The organism is Alistipes sp. dk3624 (genome assembly GCF_009557455.1).
Taxonomy (GTDB): domain Bacteria; phylum Bacteroidota; class Bacteroidia; order Bacteroidales; family Rikenellaceae; genus Alistipes_A; species Alistipes_A hominis.
Genome location: NZ_CP045651.1, coordinates 1,253,162 through 1,275,217 on the forward strand (window position 1 = coordinate 1,253,162; position 22,056 = coordinate 1,275,217).

Annotated in this window: 13 protein-coding genes; 3 read left to right on the forward strand and 10 right to left on the reverse strand. The window is 56.5% G+C overall.

Annotated features, from left to right (window positions below):
- Positions 1-63: 63 nt before the first annotated feature.
- The 8 genes from GFH31_RS05295 to GFH31_RS05330 form a co-directional block, all read right to left on the reverse strand.
- Positions 64-2,139 carry an alpha-galactosidase gene (locus GFH31_RS05295; protein WP_153498298.1) on the reverse strand — a complete coding sequence of 692 codons (2,076 nt, stop codon included), beginning with the start codon at positions 2,137-2,139 and terminating at the stop codon, positions 64-66.
- A gap of 28 nt (positions 2,140-2,167) precedes the next feature.
- Positions 2,168-4,237, reverse strand: a complete 2,070-nt coding sequence (locus GFH31_RS05300) for an alpha-galactosidase (protein WP_228385807.1) — start codon at positions 4,235-4,237, stop codon at positions 2,168-2,170.
- A 21-nt stretch (positions 4,238-4,258) separates the two neighbouring features.
- Positions 4,259-5,416, reverse strand: a complete 1,158-nt coding sequence (locus tag GFH31_RS05305; RefSeq protein WP_118456804.1) for an MFS transporter — start codon at positions 5,414-5,416, stop codon at positions 4,259-4,261.
- Between the two features lie 37 nt (positions 5,417-5,453).
- The gene (locus tag GFH31_RS05310) at positions 5,454-6,044 is read right to left on the reverse strand and encodes an SIS domain-containing protein (RefSeq protein WP_055205334.1); all 591 of its coding nucleotides are present in this window, start codon (positions 6,042-6,044) and stop codon (positions 5,454-5,456) included.
- Positions 6,045-6,046: 2 nt separating this feature from the next.
- A complete protein-coding gene (locus GFH31_RS05315; RefSeq protein ID WP_153498299.1) occupies positions 6,047-7,018 on the reverse strand; it encodes an ROK family protein in 972 nt (323 codons plus the stop codon).
- A gap of 12 nt (positions 7,019-7,030) precedes the next feature.
- Complete coding sequence (locus GFH31_RS05320; RefSeq protein WP_101572359.1) at positions 7,031-9,454, reverse strand: glycoside hydrolase family 2 protein; 2,424 nt, start codon at positions 9,452-9,454, stop codon at positions 7,031-7,033.
- A gap of 27 nt (positions 9,455-9,481) precedes the next feature.
- Positions 9,482-12,118: a family 78 glycoside hydrolase catalytic domain gene (locus tag GFH31_RS05325; protein WP_153498300.1), complete on the reverse strand. Its 2,637-nt coding sequence runs from the start codon at positions 12,116-12,118 to the stop codon at positions 9,482-9,484.
- Positions 12,119-12,203: 85 nt separating this feature from the next.
- A complete protein-coding gene (locus GFH31_RS05330; protein WP_101572355.1) occupies positions 12,204-13,226 on the reverse strand; it encodes a LacI family DNA-binding transcriptional regulator in 1,023 nt (340 codons plus the stop codon).
- A gap of 191 nt (positions 13,227-13,417) precedes the next feature.
- Between GFH31_RS05330 and GFH31_RS05335 the strand changes: the two genes are divergently transcribed.
- Positions 13,418-15,721 carry a hypothetical protein gene (locus GFH31_RS05335; protein WP_153498301.1) on the forward strand — a complete coding sequence of 768 codons (2,304 nt, stop codon included), beginning with the start codon at positions 13,418-13,420 and terminating at the stop codon, positions 15,719-15,721.
- Between the two features lie 117 nt (positions 15,722-15,838).
- Here the strand turns inward: GFH31_RS05335 and GFH31_RS05340 are convergent, their stop codons facing one another.
- Entirely contained in the window at positions 15,839-18,145 is a 2,307-nt protein-coding gene (locus tag GFH31_RS05340; protein ID WP_153498302.1) for a PAS domain-containing protein, read from the reverse strand.
- Positions 18,146-18,408: 263 nt separating this feature from the next.
- Positions 18,409-19,077, reverse strand: a complete 669-nt coding sequence (locus tag GFH31_RS05345; protein WP_055205327.1) for a hypothetical protein — start codon at positions 19,075-19,077, stop codon at positions 18,409-18,411.
- A 202-nt stretch (positions 19,078-19,279) separates the two neighbouring features.
- On the opposite strand from GFH31_RS05345, the gene GFH31_RS05350 reads away from it, so the two are divergent.
- Positions 19,280-20,584, forward strand: coding sequence for an aspartate kinase (locus tag GFH31_RS05350; RefSeq protein WP_219618093.1), 1,305 nt, complete (start codon positions 19,280-19,282; stop codon positions 20,582-20,584).
- Positions 20,585-20,586: 2 nt separating this feature from the next.
- Positions 20,587-21,744: a diaminopimelate decarboxylase gene (lysA, locus tag GFH31_RS05355; protein ID WP_101572349.1), complete on the forward strand. Its 1,158-nt coding sequence runs from the start codon at positions 20,587-20,589 to the stop codon at positions 21,742-21,744.
- The last annotated feature ends 312 nt before the right edge of the window (positions 21,745-22,056 follow it).

Sequence of the window (22,056 nt, forward strand, 5' to 3'; positions counted from 1 at the left end):
CCGTACGACAAGGCGGGAACATCCGAAGAGTTCCCGCCTTGTACGATAACATACGGGCAGACGCTATTCGGCCCGGTATTTCAACAGCAGCGAACTGCGCGGCTGGTCGAGCGTCAGCACGAACCCTTCGGCCAGTTCGAGGCCGCTCTTGGATACCGTTTCGCCGGTATCCTTATTCGTAACGGAATAAACCGCATCCGGATCGAGGCCCGACAGCTTTACGGTGTGGGTCTTGTCGGGACAGGCTTCCCGGCGGAACGCCACGACGAAACCGCTCTTGTCGGACGGCCGGTAGAGCTGGTATGCCATCCAGATATTATCGCCGGTGATGTCGCCGGAACCGGTCAGCGGATAATAATCTTCGTAGAAATAGGGACGCACTTCGCGGAACTCCTTCATGCAGTCCTGGATTTCATAGAACGACGAGGAGCCGTTGGTGATCTTCCAGTTATAAACGACCGAAGTGCCTAGGCTCGAACGGAACGTAAACTTGTCTGTCTTCTGCACGCCCGTACCGTGCTGCGGCAAGTACATTTCCAGCCCGTAGGTATGGCACTGATAACCGACCGGTTCGCCGTAATTGTAATCGGTACGCCACATCGGGGCGCTGCGCGAAGTGGCCTCGAGGTCGATCCGGCGGCCGCCGCTCGCGCAGTTGTCTATCAGCAGGCCCGGGAAACGCTGCCGCAGGTAATCCCAAAACGCGTACAGGCCTTCTATATGCCGGATTTCACGGATTCCGGTACGGCCCGGTTCGTCGTTCTTCCGCCAGAAGATATCCGGTTCCATATTGAAATCCTGACGATAGTAATCGATGCCGTTCTGCTCGATCAGTTCCCCGATCTGGTCGCAGAACCATTCGAGCGCCTTCGGGTTCCCCAGGTCGAACAGGTAGGCATCCGTCCCGGCGTCCAACATCCACTCGGGATGCTCCTCGGCCCATTGGGAGCCCTTGATCACCCGCTCGGGCTCGAACCACACCATAAATTTGGCCCCGGCCTTGTGCGCTTCGTCGGAAACCGGCTTCAGTCCGTCGGGGAATTTCTCGCGGTCGACCGTCCAGTTGCCCACCGTATTGGCCCAGTTCTTATGATTCTTATAGTCGGCCGCCTGCGAATACCATCCGGCATCGAGCCAGAACACTTCCGGTACGATGTCGAACTGCTTGTAACGCCGGATCAGCGCGATCGCATAATCGGCCGTCAGGCAGGTGTATTCGTTGCACGGAGACGGGTCGCCGTAGTTGAAACTCGACGATTCGGGAAAAAGGGCGGGTTTGCCGTCCACCTTCGGCGTATGATGCGCCATCACGAACCGGCGGAACCGGTTGTGTCCGACCATCCGATCGTCGCCTTTCCAGAACAGCAGACAGATGCTCGGCGTGCGGATCGACTCCTGCGGATAGAGATACGTATCGAGGTATTTCATGCCCGAAGCCAGCGTCACGCTACGGTCGGTCTTACCGGCGATATCGGCGAACCATGTTCCCGTCCAACCGACGGCCACCATCACGCCCTGCCCTGCGGGAGACTCGATGTTGAAGAACGGGAAAGCCATCTGCGACGAACGTCCGCCCTGCGGGGCCATGTACAGCGAATCGCCCGGCGCGAGCACTTTGGTACGCTGGTGAAAATCGTGTTTCGAGACATGGCTTCCGTCGGCATAGTGCAGGATAAAATCGCCCTTTTGCGGGGATTCGAAATCGAGATCGACCACCTTGACCTGAGAAATAGGTGCGGAATTGGCCTGCGAGTCGTTCTTAAAATTCAAAACCCACTCGACCGCATCGAAATCGGTAAAACCTTTCACCCGGCATTCGACCTGAAGTCCGGTCGAACGATCCAGGTACGTATACAGGTATTCGACCGCCTCCGGTTCGCCGGATTCGACGCGGGCGGCCGTGTACTTCCACTTTTTCAGCAGCTCGCGGGACGGTTTTCCGTCGTAAACGAAAGAGAACGGAGGAATTTTTCCTTTGGCAAAATGCGTCTCGATCCAACGGGTCACATCGAACGGCTTATCGGTCATGGCGGATTTGGCCTGTCCGGAAACGAACTGCGGGAATACCGCCAGCGTAAGCAGTGAACAAACGAACGACCGGAATTTCGACCGGAATGTATGGATTGTATTTCGTATCATCGTTTTAAATTTTTAATGAATGCAGAAACTATTCGACGGGTTTATATTGCAGCAACAACGAACTTTTCGGCTCGGCGAGCGTCAACTCGAAACCGGATGCCAGTTCCGCCCCGGTCTTGACGACCGACTCGCCGGTATCGCGGTTGCGCACGTCATAACGCTTCGCGGCATCCAGTCCCGACAATCTCACCGTAATGCTGCCGTCCGGATTGGCGGCGCGGCGGAATGCCACGACAATCCCCGTCCCGTCCGACGGGCGGTTCAACTGGTAAGCCAGCCAGATGTTGTCGCGGGTCAGGTCTTCGCAGCCCGTCAACGGATAATAATCCTCGTAATAATAGTCGCGCACTTCCTGATACTCTTTCACGCGCTCCTGCATATCGAGGAACGAAACGCCGGGCTCGGTGATCTTCCAGTTATAGATCAACGCGCTGCTGATACTCGACCGGAACGAATATTCGTCGGTCTGCAAAATCCCGGTTCCGTGGATCGGCAGGAAAAAATTCAGTCCGTAAGTGTGTCCCTGGTAGCCGTCCGGATCGTCGTAGTGGTAATAGTCGCTGCGCCACAGCGGTGCGCTGCGCGAGGTCGTCTCCAGGTCGAGCCGGCGACCGCCGCTCGCGCAGTTGTCGATCAGCAGGCCCGGAAACCGTTCCAGCAGATAATCCCAGAATGCGTAAAGTCCTTCGACATGACGAATCTCCTTCATACCGGTACGCCCCGCCTCGTCGTGTGCGGCCCAGTATTTATCGGGTTCCATATTGAAGTCCTGGCGGTAGTAATCGATGCCGTTCTGCTCGATCAGATCGCCGATATAACGGCACAGCCACTCGCGGGCCTCTTTGTTACCCAGGTCGAACAACAGGTAGGTTCCGTCGGGTTCCGACGGCAGGTCGAGCATCCAATCGGGGTGTTCGACGGCCCACTGCGTCCCTTTGATCACGCGCTCGGGTTCGAACCAGACCATAAATTTGGCTCCGGTCTCATGCACGGCGTCCGCAACGGGTTTCAGCCCGTCCGGAAAACGGGTCGTATCGACCGTCCAGTTACCGGTGGTATTGGCCCACGACTTGCCGTTTTTGTAATCGGCGGCACCGGTATGCCATCCGGCGTCGAGCCAGAACACTTCCGGAACGAGTTCGAATTGTTTATAACGTTTGACCATCGCGATCGCCCAGTCGGCCGTCAGGCACGAATACTCGGTGCACGGAGCCGGATCGCGGTAGTTGAATCCGCTGCACAGCGGATATTTCTGCATCTGCCCGTCCACTTTGCGGGTATGATGGGCGAGGACGAAACGACGGAAACGGTTGTGGCCGGCCATCCGGTCGTCGCCGTTCCAAAACATCAGGCTGATGCTCGGCGTGCGGATCGACTCGTCGGGATGCAGGTACAACCGCATGGTTTTCATCCCTGAAACGAGCGTCGCGCCGCGGTCGCCGGTCTTGGTCAGATCGGCGTACCACATACCGGTCCATCCGATCCCCACCACTACGCCCTCTTTGCCCGACGGAGCCGTCAGGTTGAAGAACGGAAGGAAATCGCCCTGCGACGAACGCCCCCCTTCGGGCGCCATCCGAAACGGCTCGGTCGTACTCAGCACGGTCGTCCGGGGATGGAAATCCTCCTTCGAAATGTGATTTCCGTCGGCATAGTACAGCGTGAAGTCGCCGGCGGCCGGCGCCTGCATATCGAGATCGACCACTTTCACTTGCTCGAGCACCCGCGAATCGCTTTTGCCCGTGTTGGTAAAGTGCAGCACCCATTCGACGGCATCGAACGCCGGAAAGCCGGTAACAAAACACTCCACCTTCAGCCCCGACGGACGTTCGGTATAAGTATAAAGGTATTTCACTACGTCCGGATCGTCACCCGGCAGGCGTTTCATCGAATAATTCCAGCCGGGGAGCAGACTTTTAGACGATTTGTCGCCGTAAACGAATGAGAACGGCGGAACCTTTCCCCGCGCGAAGCGGGTTTCGATCCAGCGGGCGGCATCGACCTGTCCGGCGGACATTTTCATAGAAGCCTGACCGTGCGCGAACAACGGCAGGATGAGCATGATTAAAAAACTGTAACGGATTGCAGTTCGTTTCATCGGTTCGTTTGATTTCAGGATTTATGCTTTTGTTTTGATTTGTCCGGTCAGCCAGACCATATACAGCCAGGCGGCGGCCAGCATGATGACGGCGGCCAGTTGCGTGGCGAACAGGTCGGTCACCACGCCGAGCAGCGGCGGCAACACCGCGCCGCCCGACACGCCGACGATCAGCAACGCCGAAACTTCGTTGGCTTTTTCGGGAACCCGTTTCAGCGACAGCGAGAAAATGATCGAGAACAGGTTCGCATAGCCCACGCCGAACACCGCAACGCATCCGAGGATAAACCACAGGTTCTCGCTCAGCAGCATCAGAACGAGTCCGAGCAGCGCGATGTAGGTGCTGTACGTAAAGAACTTGCTTTCGGAATACTTCATCAGGAGAATACCGCCGAGGAAAGCTCCGACCGTGCGGGCGAAGAAATAGACGCTGTTACCCATACCGGCGTCGGTCAATTCCAGGCCGCACCGCTCCATCAGCAGTTTCGGGAACGTCATGTTCATGCCGACATCTACGCCGACCAGCACCAGAATACCGATAAAATAAGCCACGATCCGGCTGTCGCGCAGCAGGTCGAAAGTCGCCCGAAACGAAATATTCGTCGACTTCTCGCGGATATCCCGGATCGGCGTCAACCACAGCCACAGCAACGCCACGAGCGAGGCGCCGGCATAAATCGGGAAGATCATCTTCCACCCGAAGAACGTCCCGGCGGCCCAAGCGGCCAGAATCGGCCCGACGAACGAGCTGACGGCCTTGACGAACTGCCCGAGGGTCAGCGTTCCGGTCAGCTTGTCTTTGGTAACGACTTCCATCACCAGCGGGTTCATCGACACCTGCAGCAACGTGTTGCCGATCCCGATCAACCCGAAAGCGATCAATACCGACGCGAAATCGTAAGCGATCAGCGGCATACACATCGCCAGCACATGGACGGCGAAACTCAGCAGCACGGTGTTTTTGCGCCCGATGCGGTTCATCAGCATCCCCGTCGGGATCGACAGCACCAGGAACCACAGGAAACATGACAACGAGATCATATTCACCACCGAGTCGCTCAGGCCCGCGAAATCGCTCTTGACATAACTGGTCGCGATACCGACGATGTCGACGAAACCCATGATGAAAAATCCGAACATCACGGGCAATATTTTCAGCAACGAAGTTTTCGAATTCATTTGTTTTTGGTTTTAGGTTATCCGGCCCGTCGCCGGTTTATCGCTTCGCATCCGAAGCGTAAAAGATCGCGTCTTCGAGCGCTTCGATCAGAATGTGAATCACTTTGATATGGATCTCCTGGATGCGGTCGGAGTGCGGGGTGCGCGGAGCGCAGATCGCGACGTCGGCCAACTCGGAGAGCTTGTTCCCCCCTTTGGCGGTCAGCGCAACGACCTTCATACCGCAGGCTTTGGCCTTCTCGATCGCCATCACCACATTGCCCGAATTGCCGCTGGTACTGATTGCCAGCAGCACGTCGCCTTCGCGTCCGAACGCCTCGACCCAACGCGCAAAAATCTGGTCGAAACTGAAATCGTTGCCCACGCAGGTCATGTAAGCCGCGTCGTTGATCGCCATGGCCGGCAACGGACGGCGGTCGCCTCGGAAACGCCCGGTCAGCTCTTCGGCAAAATGCGCGGCATCGCACAGCGAGCCGCCGTTGCCGCAACTGATGATTTTACACCCTTTATCGAGCGCCTGTTTAAAAATTGCGACCGCCTTTTCCATCAGCACGGGCGTCTGCGGGTCCGAAATGAACTCGTGCAACGCCGTCTCCGCCTGATGCAAACTGTTTTCTATGATTCCCATAATTATTCCTTTATTAAATCCGCGGCTACCGAAAGCGCCGCATAATCACCGATCTGTTCGCCGAGCGCAGCCGGATGGATCGAACAAACCCGCCGGGCGTGCGACAGCGCCTCGCGCTCGATCTCCCGCAGCACGAAAGGCTCCATCATCTCCCGGTTGCGCGTATAAATGCCCCCGATAACGATCACCTCCGGATTGATCAGGTCGATTACGATCGCAAGCCCGCGGCCGAGGTACGTAGCCGAAATCCGGTAGATCTCAAGAGCCAGCTCGTCGCCGGCAGCGGCCGCATCAGCCACGTCCCGAGCCGTAATCTCATCCAGTTGTCCGGGCGCGCACCAGCTTACCCGTTGGCCCATCTGATGCTTCTCGCTCACTTTGAACCGCGCGAGCTGCGCGATCCCGCCGCCGCTGGCGAATCCTTCGAACGAACCGCACTTACCGTAGCCGACCGGGCCGAAATCTGACAGACGGATATGCCCCAGCTCGCCGGCGTTGTCGTTCGTTCCGGCATAGAGCTTCCCGTCGAGGATCAACCCTGCGCCGAGCCCCGTGCCGAAAGTCAGAAAAGCCATGTTCCGCGCACCGATGCCGGCCCCGAATTTCCATTCGGCCAACGCGCAGGCGTTCGCATCGTTATGAATCCCCGTGCGGATACCGAAACGATCGCCCAACAACTTGACGATCGGGATGTTGTCCCAGCCAGGCAAATTCGGCGGCGACATCACTACGCCGGTACGGCTGTCGAGCGGACCGCCGCAACTGACTCCTATCGCGGCCGTATTGCCGGCCGTCAATCCGTTCTTTCGCATCACATCGTCCACTGCGCGGACGATGTTGGCGATCGTCTCGTCGACATCGGTCGTCGCAAACCGGATCTTCTCCCGGATATGCAGCTCGAAACCTTCCTTTTGCCCGTAGGTCACCGCACATTTGGTTCCCCCGACATCCACTCCGATGATATTCGTTTTCATGTCAACCGACCGCTATTTATCTTTGTTCGTATACATTTTCGTCTTGTCGAGCCATCCCTTGTACTCTTTCAGCTTGTAGGGCGGTTCGCCGTACAGGAAGTGGTTGCTGCAACTTTCGCCGTTCGCATCGTAACGGATTTGCAACATTCCCTGTCCCTTCATCACGGGCAGGTTCGAAACGCACTGCCGCCCGTTGGGGCCGACATTGTAGCTGCCCTTGAACACTTCCTTGCCGGTCGCCACGTCGGTAACCGTCACCGTCCCTTCGGCCGGAAGGCGCGTATCGTTCACCGCAACCAGCGGATAGGCCCCGTCGACCGGATCGTTGATCAGCAGGCAGACGTTTTTCTGCACGTTCTGCAGGAAATAGTAAGCCAACTTTTTCGAACCGTAATAGTCGACCACGGCGTCCGAAATGATCGGCCAGCCGTCGCGCACATTCCACCAGATAATGCCCGTACGTTCGAACTTACGACTGCGCCACATCTCGACGAAATACTTCATCGCCTCGGCCTGTACCGACTGCGATGCGAAAACGAAATCGTCCAAATCGTCCGGAACCGATCCGAACAGAATGTTCACCTGATTCAGCATCAGATTGTTGCGATCCATCGTCGGCCCCCACGCCTCGTAGCGGCGGGTCGACTTGGTGATCCATTCGTCGTTCCATTTACGGCCTTCGGTCCACGGATAGACGCCCTGTTTGGTCATCATCTTCTCGATGCTGCTGCGGTTCGGACAGCCGTGATAGCCGATCTCGCTGACGAACGTGCAGGGAGCCGTCGTGTAGAACTTGTCTTTGTAATATCCCCGCGGTCCCCACAAGTGGTTTTCGGGCAGGTATTGTTCGAGGCTCCCCTTCTCCCACACGGCTTCGCTGTAATAGGGCGAGCTGGGCAGGTAAGGGCGCGTCGGATCGAACTCATAAAGGACTTCGGGAATCACATGGCGCGAAACCTGGTCGCGGTTCGGATCGAGATGGAACGGCTGCAAGCGGCTCCAGAACAGATTCGCATCGTCCTCGTTGTTACCGGCCCACAATGCGAGAGACGGATGGTTACGCAGTTTCAACACGACCGAGGTGACCTCCTCGCGAAGCTGATCCAGGAAATCGGCGCGCTGCGGATAGAACGAGCATCCCATCGCGAAATCCTGCCAAACCAGAATGCCGTTCTCGTCGCACAGGTCGAAGAAGCGGGTATCCTCGTAAACGTTCCCGCCCCAGCAACGCACCATGTTACAATTGGCGTCGGTCACCAATTTCATCGCGCTCTCGTACTGCGCCGCGTCGCGGCTGTGCAGCGCGTCGAGGGGAACCCAGTTCGTGCCGCGTACGAAAATTTTCTCGCCGTTGACGATAAAACAGAATTTTCCGCGCTCGTCGGGCAAATGAATATCGGAAAGATCGAGTTGCACGATACGCAGGCCGATCCGCTTGACATCCGTATCGAGCACCTGTCCGTCGGCGCCGATCAATTCGCCTTTGGCTTCGTACAGGGCCGGTTCTCCGTACCCCCGCGGCCACCACAGGTCGGCCTTTTCGAGGTTCACGACGATCCGTCCGGCATGCGCGAACAGCACTTGCTCGCCCCGGTAGGCTTCCTTGCCGTCACGCGTCAACGTAAAACGGACTTTCGCCTTGTCGTATTGATCGAAAGGCAGTCTCGTCTGGAAATCGACGAACAAACTCACGTTGCGCGAAGCCGTATCGACGTGCGTCGTCACCCAATTGACGTCGGTGAAACGCGCGGGATTGAGCGTGCGCAGTTCGACGCCGCGCCACAGTCCGGCGCTCACCAGACGGGGCATGATGTCCCAGCCGTACATGTGCGGCGCCTTGCGGATATAGACCGATTCTTCGGTCGCGAAATTACCCATGCTGAACGAGCCGAGCAGGTGATCCTGCGCGCCGAGCACAACCGGACGGATGATAACCTGTACCGTATTGCTGCCGCCCTGTTCGATCAGATCGGTCACGTCGAAACTGCGCTCGATCAGCATATCGGCCGACGAGCCCGCATGTTTGCCGTTGACCCAGACGTCGGCCAGGCAGTCGATCCCGCCGAACCAGAGTTCGGCGCGCTGTCCGGGCTCCAGTTTCGGAGCGTCGAACCGGCGCGTATAGCACCATTGATACCCCTCCCAGGCGCGCAGTTTGTTCACGTTGGCTCCGATCATCGGGTCGTCGATCAGGCCGGCGGCCAGCAGGTCGAGTTCGACGTTACCGGGCACCTTCGCAGGAATGGTTTTCACTTCGATCCCGGAGAGCGCCGCCGGATCGGTCACGGCTTTTTCGGGTTGGGGCCAGTAAGAGAGTTCCCACTCGCCGTCCAGCGAAACCGGAGCCGCCGGCGCAGTCGCGCCCGATGCGGACGCGACCGTCCCCAGCAACAACAACTGACTCAGACAAAATCCGAGTATTCGGTTCTTTTTCATCGTTTCGTTCTTTAAGTTTATCGTTTTTTAAAATTTGAATTCATGCACGCCGGCGGAAACCGGAATCTCTTTGTCCCCGACGATTACCGTCCCGGTCGTATTGACCGGAACATCGACGGTCAGCCGCACTTTTCCGCCGTCCCGCTTCCACTCGGAACGAATCGGGCCGTTGACCGAACGGTATTCGGCTTTCACCCAGTCGAGTCCCTCGACAAAATGGGGCCGGAAAAGAATGTGACGGAAACCGGGCTGCTGCGGATCGAAATTGATCCCGGCCAGGTCGTTATACATCCAGGCGCTGACATCGCCCAGGAACACGTGGTTGATCGACGCGTCGCGGAACTCTTCGGAAAGCTGCCACGTTTCGGCCAGCGTCGTGAACCCGCGGTTGATCCACCCGCCCCACGACGGGCAGTCTTCCTGCGCCGCCATCCGGTACGCGAGGTCGGCATATCCGTATTTGGTCAACATCCGCAGCGCGAACTTGCTGCCGAGCATCCCGAAATCGAGGTGTCCGTTCGACGCTTCGACCGACTGTGCGAGCCGGTCGGCCACTCGCTGTTCGTACTGCTGCGGCACGAGCCCGAGCGCCAGCGCCGTCGCAAGGGCGGCCTGCGAACCGTTGGCATAGGTCGCGCTGTCGGCGTTGAAATATTTCTTATTGATCAATTCCTTAAGATTTTCCGCTTTTTTGGCATAGGCTGCTCCGTCGCGACCGGTCAGTTCCGCAAAACGCGTCATCAACGCCTGGTCGAGGTAATAGAAACAGGTGGTCGTGTAATCCGTCGGGGTCTGGGTCTTGTAGGGCACCCAATCGCCGATTCCGTAAGTCACCGTACCGTCCTGGTCTTCGCGCGCCTGCAAGTAACCCAGGTATTTTTCGCACACCGGGTACATTTTCTCGATCGCCCGCTTGTCGCCGTAATAGTCGTACAACGCATTCGGAATAATGAACATAGCCGCATCCCATACCGGGCCGATCCAGTCGGCGTAACCCCATCCCGAACTCGGGATAATCCCCGAGATGCTTCCGTCCTCGCGCTGGTTGTCGACGAAGTCGTCGAGCCATTTTTCATAGAAACGAATGCCGTCGAAGTTCAGCAGCGCCAGGTCGATCGAAATGTGCGCATCGGCCGTCCAACCGTTCTTTTCGCGCTGCGGGCAGTCGGTCGGGATGCTGTGCAGATTCGACAGGTAAGATTGGTTGGTGGCCTTCCAGATTTTGTTCATCAATTCGTTCGAGCAACTAAAAGTGCCGACCGGCTCGACAGCCGTATGCACGAACAAGGCCGTCAGACTCTCTTCGTTCAACTTCACGGGACGGTCGGATTTGACCTCGACATACTGGAAACCGTGATACGTAAAATCCGGCGTAAACGTCTCGACGCCTTCGCCCTTCAGCGTATAGGTATCGGTCTGGAAAGCGAGACCCGGCAACGGTTTGTAATAGATGTCGATATTCCCCATTTCGACGCGGCCGTTCGCTTTCTGCAATTCGCCGTGCTGCATCGTGATCTTCGTACCCTTCTCTCCCTGCACCGACAAACGGCATACTCCGGCCATGTTTTCGCCGAAATCGAAAACATACACCGTATCGCCGAACGATTTTACCGCAACCGGACGGATCTCGCGCGTCGCACGGATCGCCGGGGCGGTCTGCGCCACCAGCAGCGGTGACGGAGCCTCTATCTCGACGGCCGCGCTCCACGCCGCATCGTCGAAACCGGGTTCGTCCCAACCCGGAATCTCCAACCGGGCGTCATACGTATCGCCGCTGTAAATGTTGTTCTGCACGTACGGCCCGGTAGCCGTTTTCCACGTGCCGTCCGATGCGACGACCTGTTGCGAACCGTCCGCATAAACGATATGCAGCTCGCCGATCATCCGCGCCCGGTCGCGCCAGCGCGCGTTTTCGAAATCCCAGGTAGCGACCGGTGCGTCTTCGTTATAAAACCCGTTGCCGAGAACGGCCGAAAGCACGTTTTCACCCGGAACGAGCAACCCGGTCACGTCATAGGTACCGTACAGGTTCCGTTTGTCGTAATGCGTATAACCCGGCTCAAGGCGGTTCGGCGTAACCGGCTTGCCGTTCAACCGCATCTTCCCGTAAGCCGCTGCGCTCATGTAAAGACGCGCGTCGCGTACCTCTCTGGTTACGTCGAACGATTTGCGCAGCATCGGCGCCGCAGCGAAGCGCTTGTCGTGTCCGTCGGTAATCCAGCGGGCCGTCCAGCCCGACAGGTCGGCCTGCGCCGTTTCGAAGCTGTCGACCGGCGACACGACGATCCGTCCGTCATCGCCCCAGGCCACCGCATTCCAATAATAACGGGTACGGGGCTCCAGCGGCTGCGGCGCGTCGTACTGCGCGAAACCGTTCACCGAAACGATCTCCGGAGAAGACCATACGTCGCCGTCGGCCAACGAATCGGCCAGCGCCGCTTTCGTCGAAGCGACGCGCACGCGGCAGCGCTGCTGCACGAAATCGTCGTCGCCCGTATAATTCCATGTAAACCGCGGCGGGGTATTCGCGCCGATTCCGATCGGGGAACTCATGTATTCGCACCGCATATCCGCGATTTCCGCCCGACGCTGCGCGCAGCCGGACAACAAAAACACCGTCAGCGCCGCCCCGGCGCAAACCGTATTTATCCGATATCCTGTCATAGTTTTTATTTTTAATTCCGGGGCATTCCGACCCGGATAAAAGTTACTTAATCGTTTAAGTTTCTTGCCCTCAAAAAAAGTCCCGTCAATCCCGGAAGCAGAGTTCGCAGGGCAGCACGAGCGACTCAAACTCCCGATCGGCAGACCGCGGCAGACTGCCCCGGTTCCGGATATCGCCCAGCAGCATCCGCACCGCGTTGCGTCCGATCTCCCCGACCGGCATCCGCGCCACGTTCATCGCAGGAGCCAACACGCTCATCGCAGGCACCTCGTGAATACAGGCCAGCCCGTAACCGTCGTTGATGTCGATCCGGCGGCCGTGGAAATAACGGAACGCCTCGAGCGCCAGGATATGGGTCGTAAAGAAAAAACCGTCCACGTCGGGCGCCTTGGCGAAAATCCGGTCGAGCGCGCGGAACACGTTCTCTTCGTAACCGACGAACGCCGCCTCGCCGTACAGGTCGGGATCGACAGGAAGACCGGCTTCCGTCAGCGCCCGGGCATAACCGGCACGCCGCTGATCCATCGTGGTCAGATGCGGGTTGGTCGTCACGATGGCGATCCGGCGGGCTCCCCGCTCGATCAGGTGGCTCACCAACCGGTAGCTGCTCTGTTCGTTGTCGATAATTATATAATGGGTTTTCAGTTCCGAAAAATAACGGTCGAAAACGACCAGCGGGAACGCGTCGTCAACCAACTGCCGGATCTCCGTCTTCGAAATCTTGGTCGGGGCCAGAATGATCCCGTCGACCTGCTTGGCGCGGAACATCCGGATCATCCGGTTCTCCCGCTCGCCTTCGGACTCCGAACTGCATATCATCAGCGAATAGCCGTGCCGTTCGGCTTCCATCTCGACTTCGCGGGCGACTTGCGAATAAAACGAGTCGGAAATAGAAGGAAGAATCAGGCCGATCGTGCTGGACACCCCGGTATTCAGGCTACGAGCCAGCAGATTGGGCTGATAGTTCATTCGCCGGGCGCACTGCTTGACCCTGTCCTGAGTCGCCTGGCTGATCCCGCGCTCGTTTCCACGACCTGAAAGCACCCACGAAACGGTCGTTTTCGACAGGCGAAGCTCTTCGGCGATATCTTTCAACGAAGTTTTCATACGATCGGAAAAACGGGATATGCTACCCCGAATCGACTTTTAAATCACTTAATCGGTTAAATCCGCACTAAATTACTTCTTTTTCCAAAAATAACAAATTAAATCGCAAAAAAACGGAACAAAGCGGATATTTTTTTCAAAAATCTATCCTATTTATTTATTACTTTTGACAAACCCAAAACTTAACCCGCATGAAAAAAAACATTTACAAGATCATCGCTCTTTCGTTGCTGCTGACGCCCGGCGGCGCAGCGGCGGAAGACGCCCGGACGCGTCTCGTCGGAGACGGATGGTTCGAAATGCCGTTCCGGCCCTCGCAGCAGAATCCGCAAGGCGAATACATCTATTTCGTCGGAGGATACAACTCGGAAGACCGCGGCACCCCGCCCTGGGGCAGTCTCGTGGAATCGGAAAACCTGTTCATCGGCGACCGGGCCGGCGAGATCGTGATCGCCTACGCGGACGGAACCGCCGACGTAATTCCGCTGATCTTCGGTTATACCATGTGGTTCAAAGCGAACTGGCGCGACGGAGGAGCCCCGTTCAAAACGGAAGAGGCGGAACCGGCCATGACGGCCTGCCTGCGGAAAGCGCTTCAGTTGCAGGGCGGATTCGAAGGAAACGACCAGACCGTCATCAAAGTGAAAATACAATCCAAACCGATCCGCGAAATCCGGCTCGCCGACAATCCCCGCAAAGCAGGGGAACCGGTGTTCGACGGCGGATATCTGCTCCGTTCGGACGAGCGGAAAACGCTCTCCGGCGGCAAACCGGTCGATGCGGCCGATCCGTTTTTCGACACGCATACGATCGACAGCCGACGCCCGGACACGATGCGCCGCGAGATCGAACGAATGCGCCGCCGCCTTTACACATTCGAAAGCGATTTTAAGAAAGCTCCTGCATTCAAATATCCCGAAACCTACGAACGCGCCCGGATTTCGTTTACCGGCAACCGTTTCGCCGACATCCTGACGCAGGTGTACTACTACAACGTCGAGGATATCCTGACCAAAATGCGCGACGACGGAATGATCGACGAAAGCTCGCCGGGAGCCCCGTCATGGCGGTACGACGGCTTCGGAACCTGGGTTCCGCAAGCGAACAGCTATTGCGGAGCGATGTATTCGCGGAACCGGGCGCTGGGAATCCTCTCCTACCTGGATCTGCTGCCGAAAACGCAGAAATCGGTCGATTTTCTGCACAAATGCCTGATGTATTACCCGGACAACGGACTGACGATGCTCGGCAAACGGATTCCGGGGCACTGGAGCGTCATCCCGAACAAACCGATGGAATACTCGAAAGTGCTCGTCCCGGTAGCCAACTGGCCGACGCAGTACACAAAAGAACTTTTCGGGGACGACTACCAGAACTTCGGCAACAGCGAACCGGACGGACACGGACTGACCATGATGAGCATCGCCAACGTATGGCGCAACGGCGGAGCCGACCCGCAGTGGGTGCTCGACAATTGGACATACGTCAACGAAGCGGTGCACTACATCGACTGGGCGATGAAAAACCCCGACATATCGTTCAACAAGAACGGACTGATGTACGGCGAAACGGAAGCCGCCATGATGGACTACACGATGTTCGCCAACATCCCGTGCTACCTCGGCGTGCGGATGTACGTCGAAATGGCGCAGGCGGCCGGCAAAACCCGCGAAGCGACGGTATGGACCGAACTGGCCGACCGGATGGAGCGGGCGATCCTCGACGGATTCTCCGACGGGCGACAGTGGAACCCGGAAAAGTTCGGATTTTTCCACGACCCGTCGATGTCGATCTACGCCGACTACGTGGGCTACGACGTCCGCAACGACGCGCCCGCAGCATGGTATTCGCTCTGCGACAACACCTACCGGAGCGATATCGACCGTTATATCGGCAACGCGTTCTTCGGGCCGCGCGGACTCGGATACGACCACAACATCATCACGCAGACCTCGATGCTGCTCGACCGGAGCGACGATTACGACCGGTTCCTGACCAATCTTTCGAAACTGTGTTACAGCCCGAGGTTGCCGAAGCCGTTCATCGTCCCGGAAGGCGCGTCGTACAGCCGGGAGCAGGGAATGTACCGGCGCCAAGGCGATCTCGGCAATTTCGTGCAGCAGAACGAAACCGTCCGGACGATCCTGATGGCGGCCGGCACTTCGAAAGCGCAGGGCAACGTCGTCAAGATCATGCCCCGGCTGCCGAAAACATGGAACGTCGAAGTAAACGACCTGACCGTTCCCGGCAGCGAAGCGAAAATCAGCTACCGGGCGACCTATCCGGAAAATAACGTGCAAACCGCCTCGTTTTCGATCGAAAACAAAGGAAACCTGGATACGCTGAAATTCAGGGCCGGCCCGTTCACGTGCGACCGGATTACCGTGAACGGCACGGTCGTCCGCACCGAACCGGCCGGAGACGCGCGATGGGCATGGATTACCGTCGACCGATTGCAGAACGGAGAGAAGTACACGTTCAATATCCGGCCGTAACCGGCCGTATCAAACAGAAAAGGCGGAAGATTTATCCCGCCTTTTCTGCCACAACCCAAAATCAATATTTTACAAACCAGCCGCTTACAGCCGAGACGAACATCGGACCAAAAGGAATCAGCACTTCCGGTAAGGAAAATTAAACCGGAATATCGAACCTTCGCCCAGTTTCGATTCGGCCCATATTTTCCCATGCTGCCGTTCGACGATCATCCGGCAGATGGCCAGTCCGAGCCCCGTTCCCGCAATGAATGAATTCAATTTCGTGAAACGGGTAAAAATCGTGCTCAGTTTGTCCTCCGGAATCCCCAGGCCGGTATCCGCCACATAGAACTCGACCCGATCCTCCCTGAGCCGATACCCGTAACGGATGAACCCTTCTTTGGTAAATTTGATCGCGTTGGTAATCAGGTTGACGATCACCTGCGACAACCGGCCCGGGTCGCAAAGCGTCACCAGATTGTCGAAAGCGCCCTCGAATACCAGTTGCACGCCCGGAGCCGTCTTCTCGATCAGCGTGCAGTAAATATTCTGGCACAGATCGGTCAGGTTCGCCGGGATGTCCACGAACTCGATGGTTCCCGCCTCGATCTTCGACAGGTCGAGGATGTCGTTGATCAACATCAGCAATTGATCGGAATTGGTGTCGATGATATTGATGATCGAAGCGCGCTCCATCTCGTCGGTAATTTCGGGCAGTATCTTGGCAAAGCCGACGATGGCATTCAGCGGCGTCCGGATTTCGTGGCTCATGTTGGCCAGGAAAGCGGTTTTCAACTGGTCGGACTGCTCGGCCTTCACTTTAGCTTCGAGCAACTCGGTCTCGATCACCTTGCGTTCGGTAATATCCCACGAAATCCCCATCAGCAGCGGCAGCTTGCGTTCCTCGACCGGAACCAGCATCTTCACCGTATTGACGATCCGCTTCTGGCCGGTTACGACGGAATACTCCTCTTCGAAAGGCGGCAACTCGCCCCGCTTCAACAATTCGAGATCGTCGCGCTGGAAATGAGCCGCATCGGCCGGATTCGGAAAAATTTCGAAATCGGTCTTCCCGATCACCTGCGAAGCCGGAATTCCCGAATGCTTGACGAACGACTGGTTCCAGTACAGATAACGGAACTCGTCGTTCGGGTCTTTCACGAACAGGTATACCGGGATATTATCGAGAATCGCTTCCATCAGCCGGTTCAGTTCTTTCAACTCGTTCCCTTGTCTGACTCGCTCGGTAACGTCCCGGCAGAAAAACCAGACGACCTTCTGATCCGAAAACGAATCGTCCAACAGGTAAACCATCGACTCCATCGTGATCGACTCGCCGTCGGGCAATTCGTAGGAGCACGTATTCTGCAACACCCCGCCGTTCCGCCGCAACCTATCGACCAGGGCCTCGAAACCGTCCGGAGCATACTGTCCCTCTTTGAGATCGTTCAGACTATATTTCGCGACGTCGTCCGTAATCCGGTGGTGCGACAGGAACGTCCGGTTGGCAAAACGGAACATGCCGTCCAGCGAGCAGCAGAAAATCTCTTCGCTGGCATTATTCACCGCATATTTCAGGATTTCCAGTTCATGGTAACGCTCGATAATCGGCGTTACGTCTTGCACGTACCCTTCGACGACGCGATGTCCTTTTTCGACGGACTCCCGAAGAACCCGGTGACGCAGGTATTTGACTTTGTCGTCGGTAACGATCCGAAACTCGATGTAATCTTTTTCTCCCAGCTCCAGATTATAATGCAGCAACTGGCGCGCTTTTTCACGGTCGTCCGGATGGACGAAATGCTCGAAATAGTAGTCGGCATTCACAGAATCGGCTCCGCTCTCCCGTTCCAGCAGTACCGGCAGGATATCCGGGGCATAAAATTCGTTGGTTTCCGAATAATAGAACCAATACCCGAGCGAAACCACCTGCTCGATCAGCTTCATCCGCTTGTTGGCGTCGTTCATCGCCTTTTGGGTACGCACCGCCTCGGTGATATCCCGGCACATACACAACACTTTGTCCCGGTCGAGCGGCCAGATCCGGTTTTCGTAATGCCGGAGTTCGCCGTCCACGGTCAGGTCGTGCCGCCCGGTAGAACCTCTTTTCGTTTCGAGCACGTGATCCAGATTGGCCCGCACGTTTCGATAAGCCTCCTCCGGCAACAGCTCCCGGATATTCATCCCGATGAACCGTTCGGACGGAACGCCCACATGATTGGTCTCTTCGGACGAAATCAGATCCGTAATAACCCCCGAATTGGTCCACACCGTCATCATATCGGGCAAGGTATCCAATATCCGATCCGCGTATTTGGCCCGGGTTTGTTCGGCGGCGCCGTCGACGGCGCCGGAAGTACGACGATTCAGTTGTGTGCGAAGCTTCTCGTTTTCCGTTTCCAGTTCCTGAATTCTTTTCAGCAATTGCTCTTCCCTGACCATCCTTGTCCGTGTGAATAAATTAATCTGCTATAACTAATTTTACAAATATACAACTTCGTAATGAGAATCATCGGAAATTCGTGAAAAAGTTCACTTTTTTATAGTCCCGCAATCCTCTTGCAGATACATATTTACATCCTAAAATAACGCAAAACGTCGCCACCGGCGCATTCCCGGCCCGAAAACTTCGGAACAATCGGCTCGTTCGCTTACCGTCCAGACCTTTTTATATTATTCGCCTTATTCGCCGAAAACGGAATCATTCAGACGCCGACCTGACGTTTGGCCTCCATCAGGATCGTAAATGCCCGGTGAATGTCCTCGTCGCCGATCACGACGGTAAACTCGTTGGTCGTACTGATTACCTCCGCAATATTGATATTGTCCCACGCCAGCTCCTTGAAAATATAGTAATAGACGCCCGGACAGATGGTGTTTTCGGCCGGCAGCTTCACCGTAATCGACGAAAGGTTCTCGGTTTTGGCGATCTCGGTCTCTTCGGCGAAAATTTCGTCCACCAACTTGACGATCGAACTGCTCACGACGAGGGTCGTCTCGTAGATCCCCTGCGAAAAAGTGCAAAACACGTCCTTCATCGCCCGCACGCGGTCGAGCAGCTTGGCCTGCCGTTCGTAAAGGGTCGGGGAGTTGACGAAAGCGTAATCGGCCAGGTTCGAGCGCACGATGATGTCCCCGATGTTTTCGACCACCTTTTTGAACTTCATCGCCGACATCAACTCCAGACGCGGAACCAGCCTGTTCAGCGCCATGATGACGGCGCTGTCGTTTACCTCCTTTCCTACTTTTTTCTCTATTTCGGGCTTCAGTTGCCGGGCCAACGCCGAAAGATTGACCAATCCTTCAACGAGCGCGCCTTCCAGAAAAGGCTTCTTTTTGATCACCTCTTCGACCGCATTCGGAATCGTGAGCATATCGTTATTTTTTATGTGACAATACCAACCGGATCCGTCGCCGCACAGGACGCTTCCCTGCCCGGGCCGTGTCTAATTTTTCACTCCGACCCGCTTTGTTGCAAAAAAAATAAAATTACCCGATAAAAACAAACAATTCATTCTATTTTTGTGCGAAAAATAAATTCTTGTTTGATTTTACAACTTATTGATTGTTTTTATGATTAAAGTGTTGAAATTCGGAGGCACGTCGGTGGGTTCGGCCGCGAATATGAAGAAAGTAGCCGAAGTAGTCCGTCACGAAGGAGCGAGGATCACGGTGCTGTCGGCGATGTCGGGCACGACCGACGCTCTGGTGAAGATCGTGGCGGCAGCCGCAGCCGGAGACCGGGACACGGTGGAAAGCCAGCTCGCGATGTTGACCGATAAATATACGACCTGCATCGACGGGGTGCTCGGCGCGCACCGAGACGAGGCCCTCGGACGGATGAAAGCCGCCTTTGAACTGATTCGCAGCGAAGTCGGCGCATTCCGCGAATACACTTCCGAACGCACGATCATCGCGCAGGGCGAACTACTGACCTCGGCGATTTTCACGCTGTACCTGAACGAAACCGGCATGAAGGCCGTATGCCTAAACTCGCCCGACTTCATGGTGACCGACGAAGACGGGAAAGTAGATACTTGCCGTCTGAGGGAAGCGCTGGCTCCGGTAGCGGCCGACCAGGATACTTTCTACGTGGCGCAGGGTTTCATCTGTACGAACAACCGAAGCGAAATCGACAACCTCGGACGCGGCGGCAGCGATTACAGCGCGGCGCTGATGGGCGCGGCGATCGACGCGAACGAAGTGCAGATATGGACCGACATCGACGGAATGCACAACAACGATCCGCGCATCGTCGACCACACCCACCCGATCCGAAACATGAGCTTCGACGAGGCGGCCGAACTGGCTTACTTCGGGGCGAAGATCCTGCACCCGGCGACCATACAGCCCTGCAAAGACAAAGGGATCGCCGTGCTGCTGAAAAATACGATGGACCCGAAAGCCCCGGGCACGACGATTTCCGACCGCGACGACGATTCGAAATCGTTCCACGCGGTGGCCGCCAAAGACGGAATCACCGTGATCCGTATCCACTCGGCGCGTATGCTGATGGCCTACGGCTTCCTGCGTAAGGTATTCGAGATTTTCGAACAGTACCGCACGCCGATCGACATGATTACCACGTCCGAAGTGGCCGTATCGCTGACGGTCGACAACGACAAGCACATCGACGAAATCGTCGCCGAACTCGAAAAGCTCGGCACGATCGAGATCGAACGCAACAATTCGATCGTGTGCGTCGTCGGACGAATGGAACACGGCGACGCGGGACTGGCCGCCAGCGTTTTCAAAAGCGTCCAGTCGATTCCGATCAAAATGATCTCGTACGGGGCAAGCCACCGCAGCCTGGCGATGCTGATCAGCACCGAATACAAGAAACAAACCTTGCAATCCCTTAACGACGGACTTTTCGAATAATTATGAGCGCACGAAATTACATCAAACAGTTAGCGGAACTGCCCACGCCGTTCTATTTTTACGACATGGAACTGCTAAACCGCACACTGAACAAGGCGACCGAAGCGTCATCGCGTTACGGCTATAAAATACATTACGCGCTGAAATCGAACTTCGACCCGCGCATCGTCGAAGCCGTGCGCCGCGCCGGCATGGGCATGGACTGCGTCAGCGGCAACGAGGTGCGGATGGCCGTCGAAAACGGGTTTGCGGCATCGGAGATCGTATTCGCCGGCGTCGGCAAAACCGACCGGGAGATCGAATACGCGCTCGGCCAGGAAATCTTCTCGTTCAACTGCGAATCGTTGCACGAATTGCAAGTCATCAACGAAATCGCCGGACGAATGGGCAAAAAGGCGCGAATCGCGCTTCGGATCAACCCCGATGTCGATCCGAAAACGCACCGCTACATCACCACCGGCAAAGCGGATAACAAATTCGGCATCTCGTACGACGAAATCGACGCGGCGATCGCTTCGCTCGAAAAACTCGCAAACCTCGAAATCGTCGGGCTGCACTTCCACATCGGCTCGCAGATCCGCGATATGCAGGTGTTCGAAACGTTCAGCAAACGGGTATTCGACATCAAGGAGTGGTTCCGCGAAAAGGGCATCGTTTTGAAACACCTCAACATGGGCGGCGGACTCGGCATCGACTACGACGACCCCGACCGGGAACCGATGCCCGACTTCGAAACCTATTTCGACATCTTCCACCGCAACCTGAAAATCGACGAAGGCCAGACCGTGCATTTCGAACTGGGCCGCTCGCTGGTCGCGCAGTGCGGCGAATTGATTACGCGCGCGCTTTACAACAAAGAAACGTCGGCCGGTACGAAGATCGTGATCGTCGACGCAGGAATGACCGACCTGATCCGGCCGGCCCTGTACGGCGCGAAACACAAGATCGAAAACCTGACTTCCGCGACCGGGAGCGAAAAATATACGATCGGCGGCCCGATCTGCGAATCGTCGGATATTTTCGGCCGCGACGTCGAACTGCCGGTCACCTCGCGCGGAGACCTGCTGACGCTGCGTTCGGCAGGGGCTTACGGCATGGCGATGGCATCGCGCTACAATCTGCAGGATCTGCCCGGAGCCGTATACAGCGATAAACTATAAAAACATATTTTTATAAACTACCGAATAAAGCGCTCATTCATAGCGCTTTATTTTTTGATGTGCGATTTTCCGTTCGGAAGCACCTCGGTGACGACGGAACCCGGTATCGCTGCCGGAGCTTGTGAAGATAAGGAATGAGCCGCCGCCGTCCGATACGAATTATCCGCATTTATCGCCGGGCGTACCCGCTGAAATTAGATACTTTGTAAAACTTTTCGTAACTTTCGCACCTATTTCAGGCGACCGGAACACCGGCCGATTTCCGGAGGAAAGCCCGACTGCCCGAAACAATCGACGACAAATTAAAAGGAA

Coding starts and splice junctions, on each gene's coding strand:
- GFH31_RS05340 (WP_153498302.1), bottom strand. CDS start 18,145: ATGGTCAGGGAAGAGCAATTGCTGAAAAGAATTCAGGAACTGGAAACG.
- GFH31_RS05320 (WP_101572359.1), bottom strand. CDS start 9,454: ATGAAAAAGAACCGAATACTCGGATTTTGTCTGAGTCAGTTGTTGTTG.
- GFH31_RS05295 (WP_153498298.1), bottom strand. CDS start 2,139: ATGATACGAAATACAATCCATACATTCCGGTCGAAATTCCGGTCGTTC.
- GFH31_RS05330 (WP_101572355.1), bottom strand. CDS start 13,226: ATGAAAACTTCGTTGAAAGATATCGCCGAAGAGCTTCGCCTGTCGAAA.
- GFH31_RS05315 (WP_153498299.1), bottom strand. CDS start 7,018: ATGAAAACGAATATCATCGGAGTGGATGTCGGGGGAACCAAATGTGCG.
- GFH31_RS05300 (WP_228385807.1), bottom strand. CDS start 4,237: ATGAAACGAACTGCAATCCGTTACAGTTTTTTAATCATGCTCATCCTG.
- GFH31_RS05305 (WP_118456804.1), bottom strand. CDS start 5,416: ATGAATTCGAAAACTTCGTTGCTGAAAATATTGCCCGTGATGTTCGGA.
- GFH31_RS05325 (WP_153498300.1), bottom strand. CDS start 12,118: ATGACAGGATATCGGATAAATACGGTTTGCGCCGGGGCGGCGCTGACG.
- GFH31_RS05310 (WP_055205334.1), bottom strand. CDS start 6,044: ATGGGAATCATAGAAAACAGTTTGCATCAGGCGGAGACGGCGTTGCAC.
- GFH31_RS05345 (WP_055205327.1), bottom strand. CDS start 19,077: ATGCTCACGATTCCGAATGCGGTCGAAGAGGTGATCAAAAAGAAGCCT.
- lysA (WP_101572349.1), top strand. CDS start 20,587: ATGAGCGCACGAAATTACATCAAACAGTTAGCGGAACTGCCCACGCCG.
- GFH31_RS05335 (WP_153498301.1), top strand. CDS start 13,418: ATGAAAAAAAACATTTACAAGATCATCGCTCTTTCGTTGCTGCTGACG.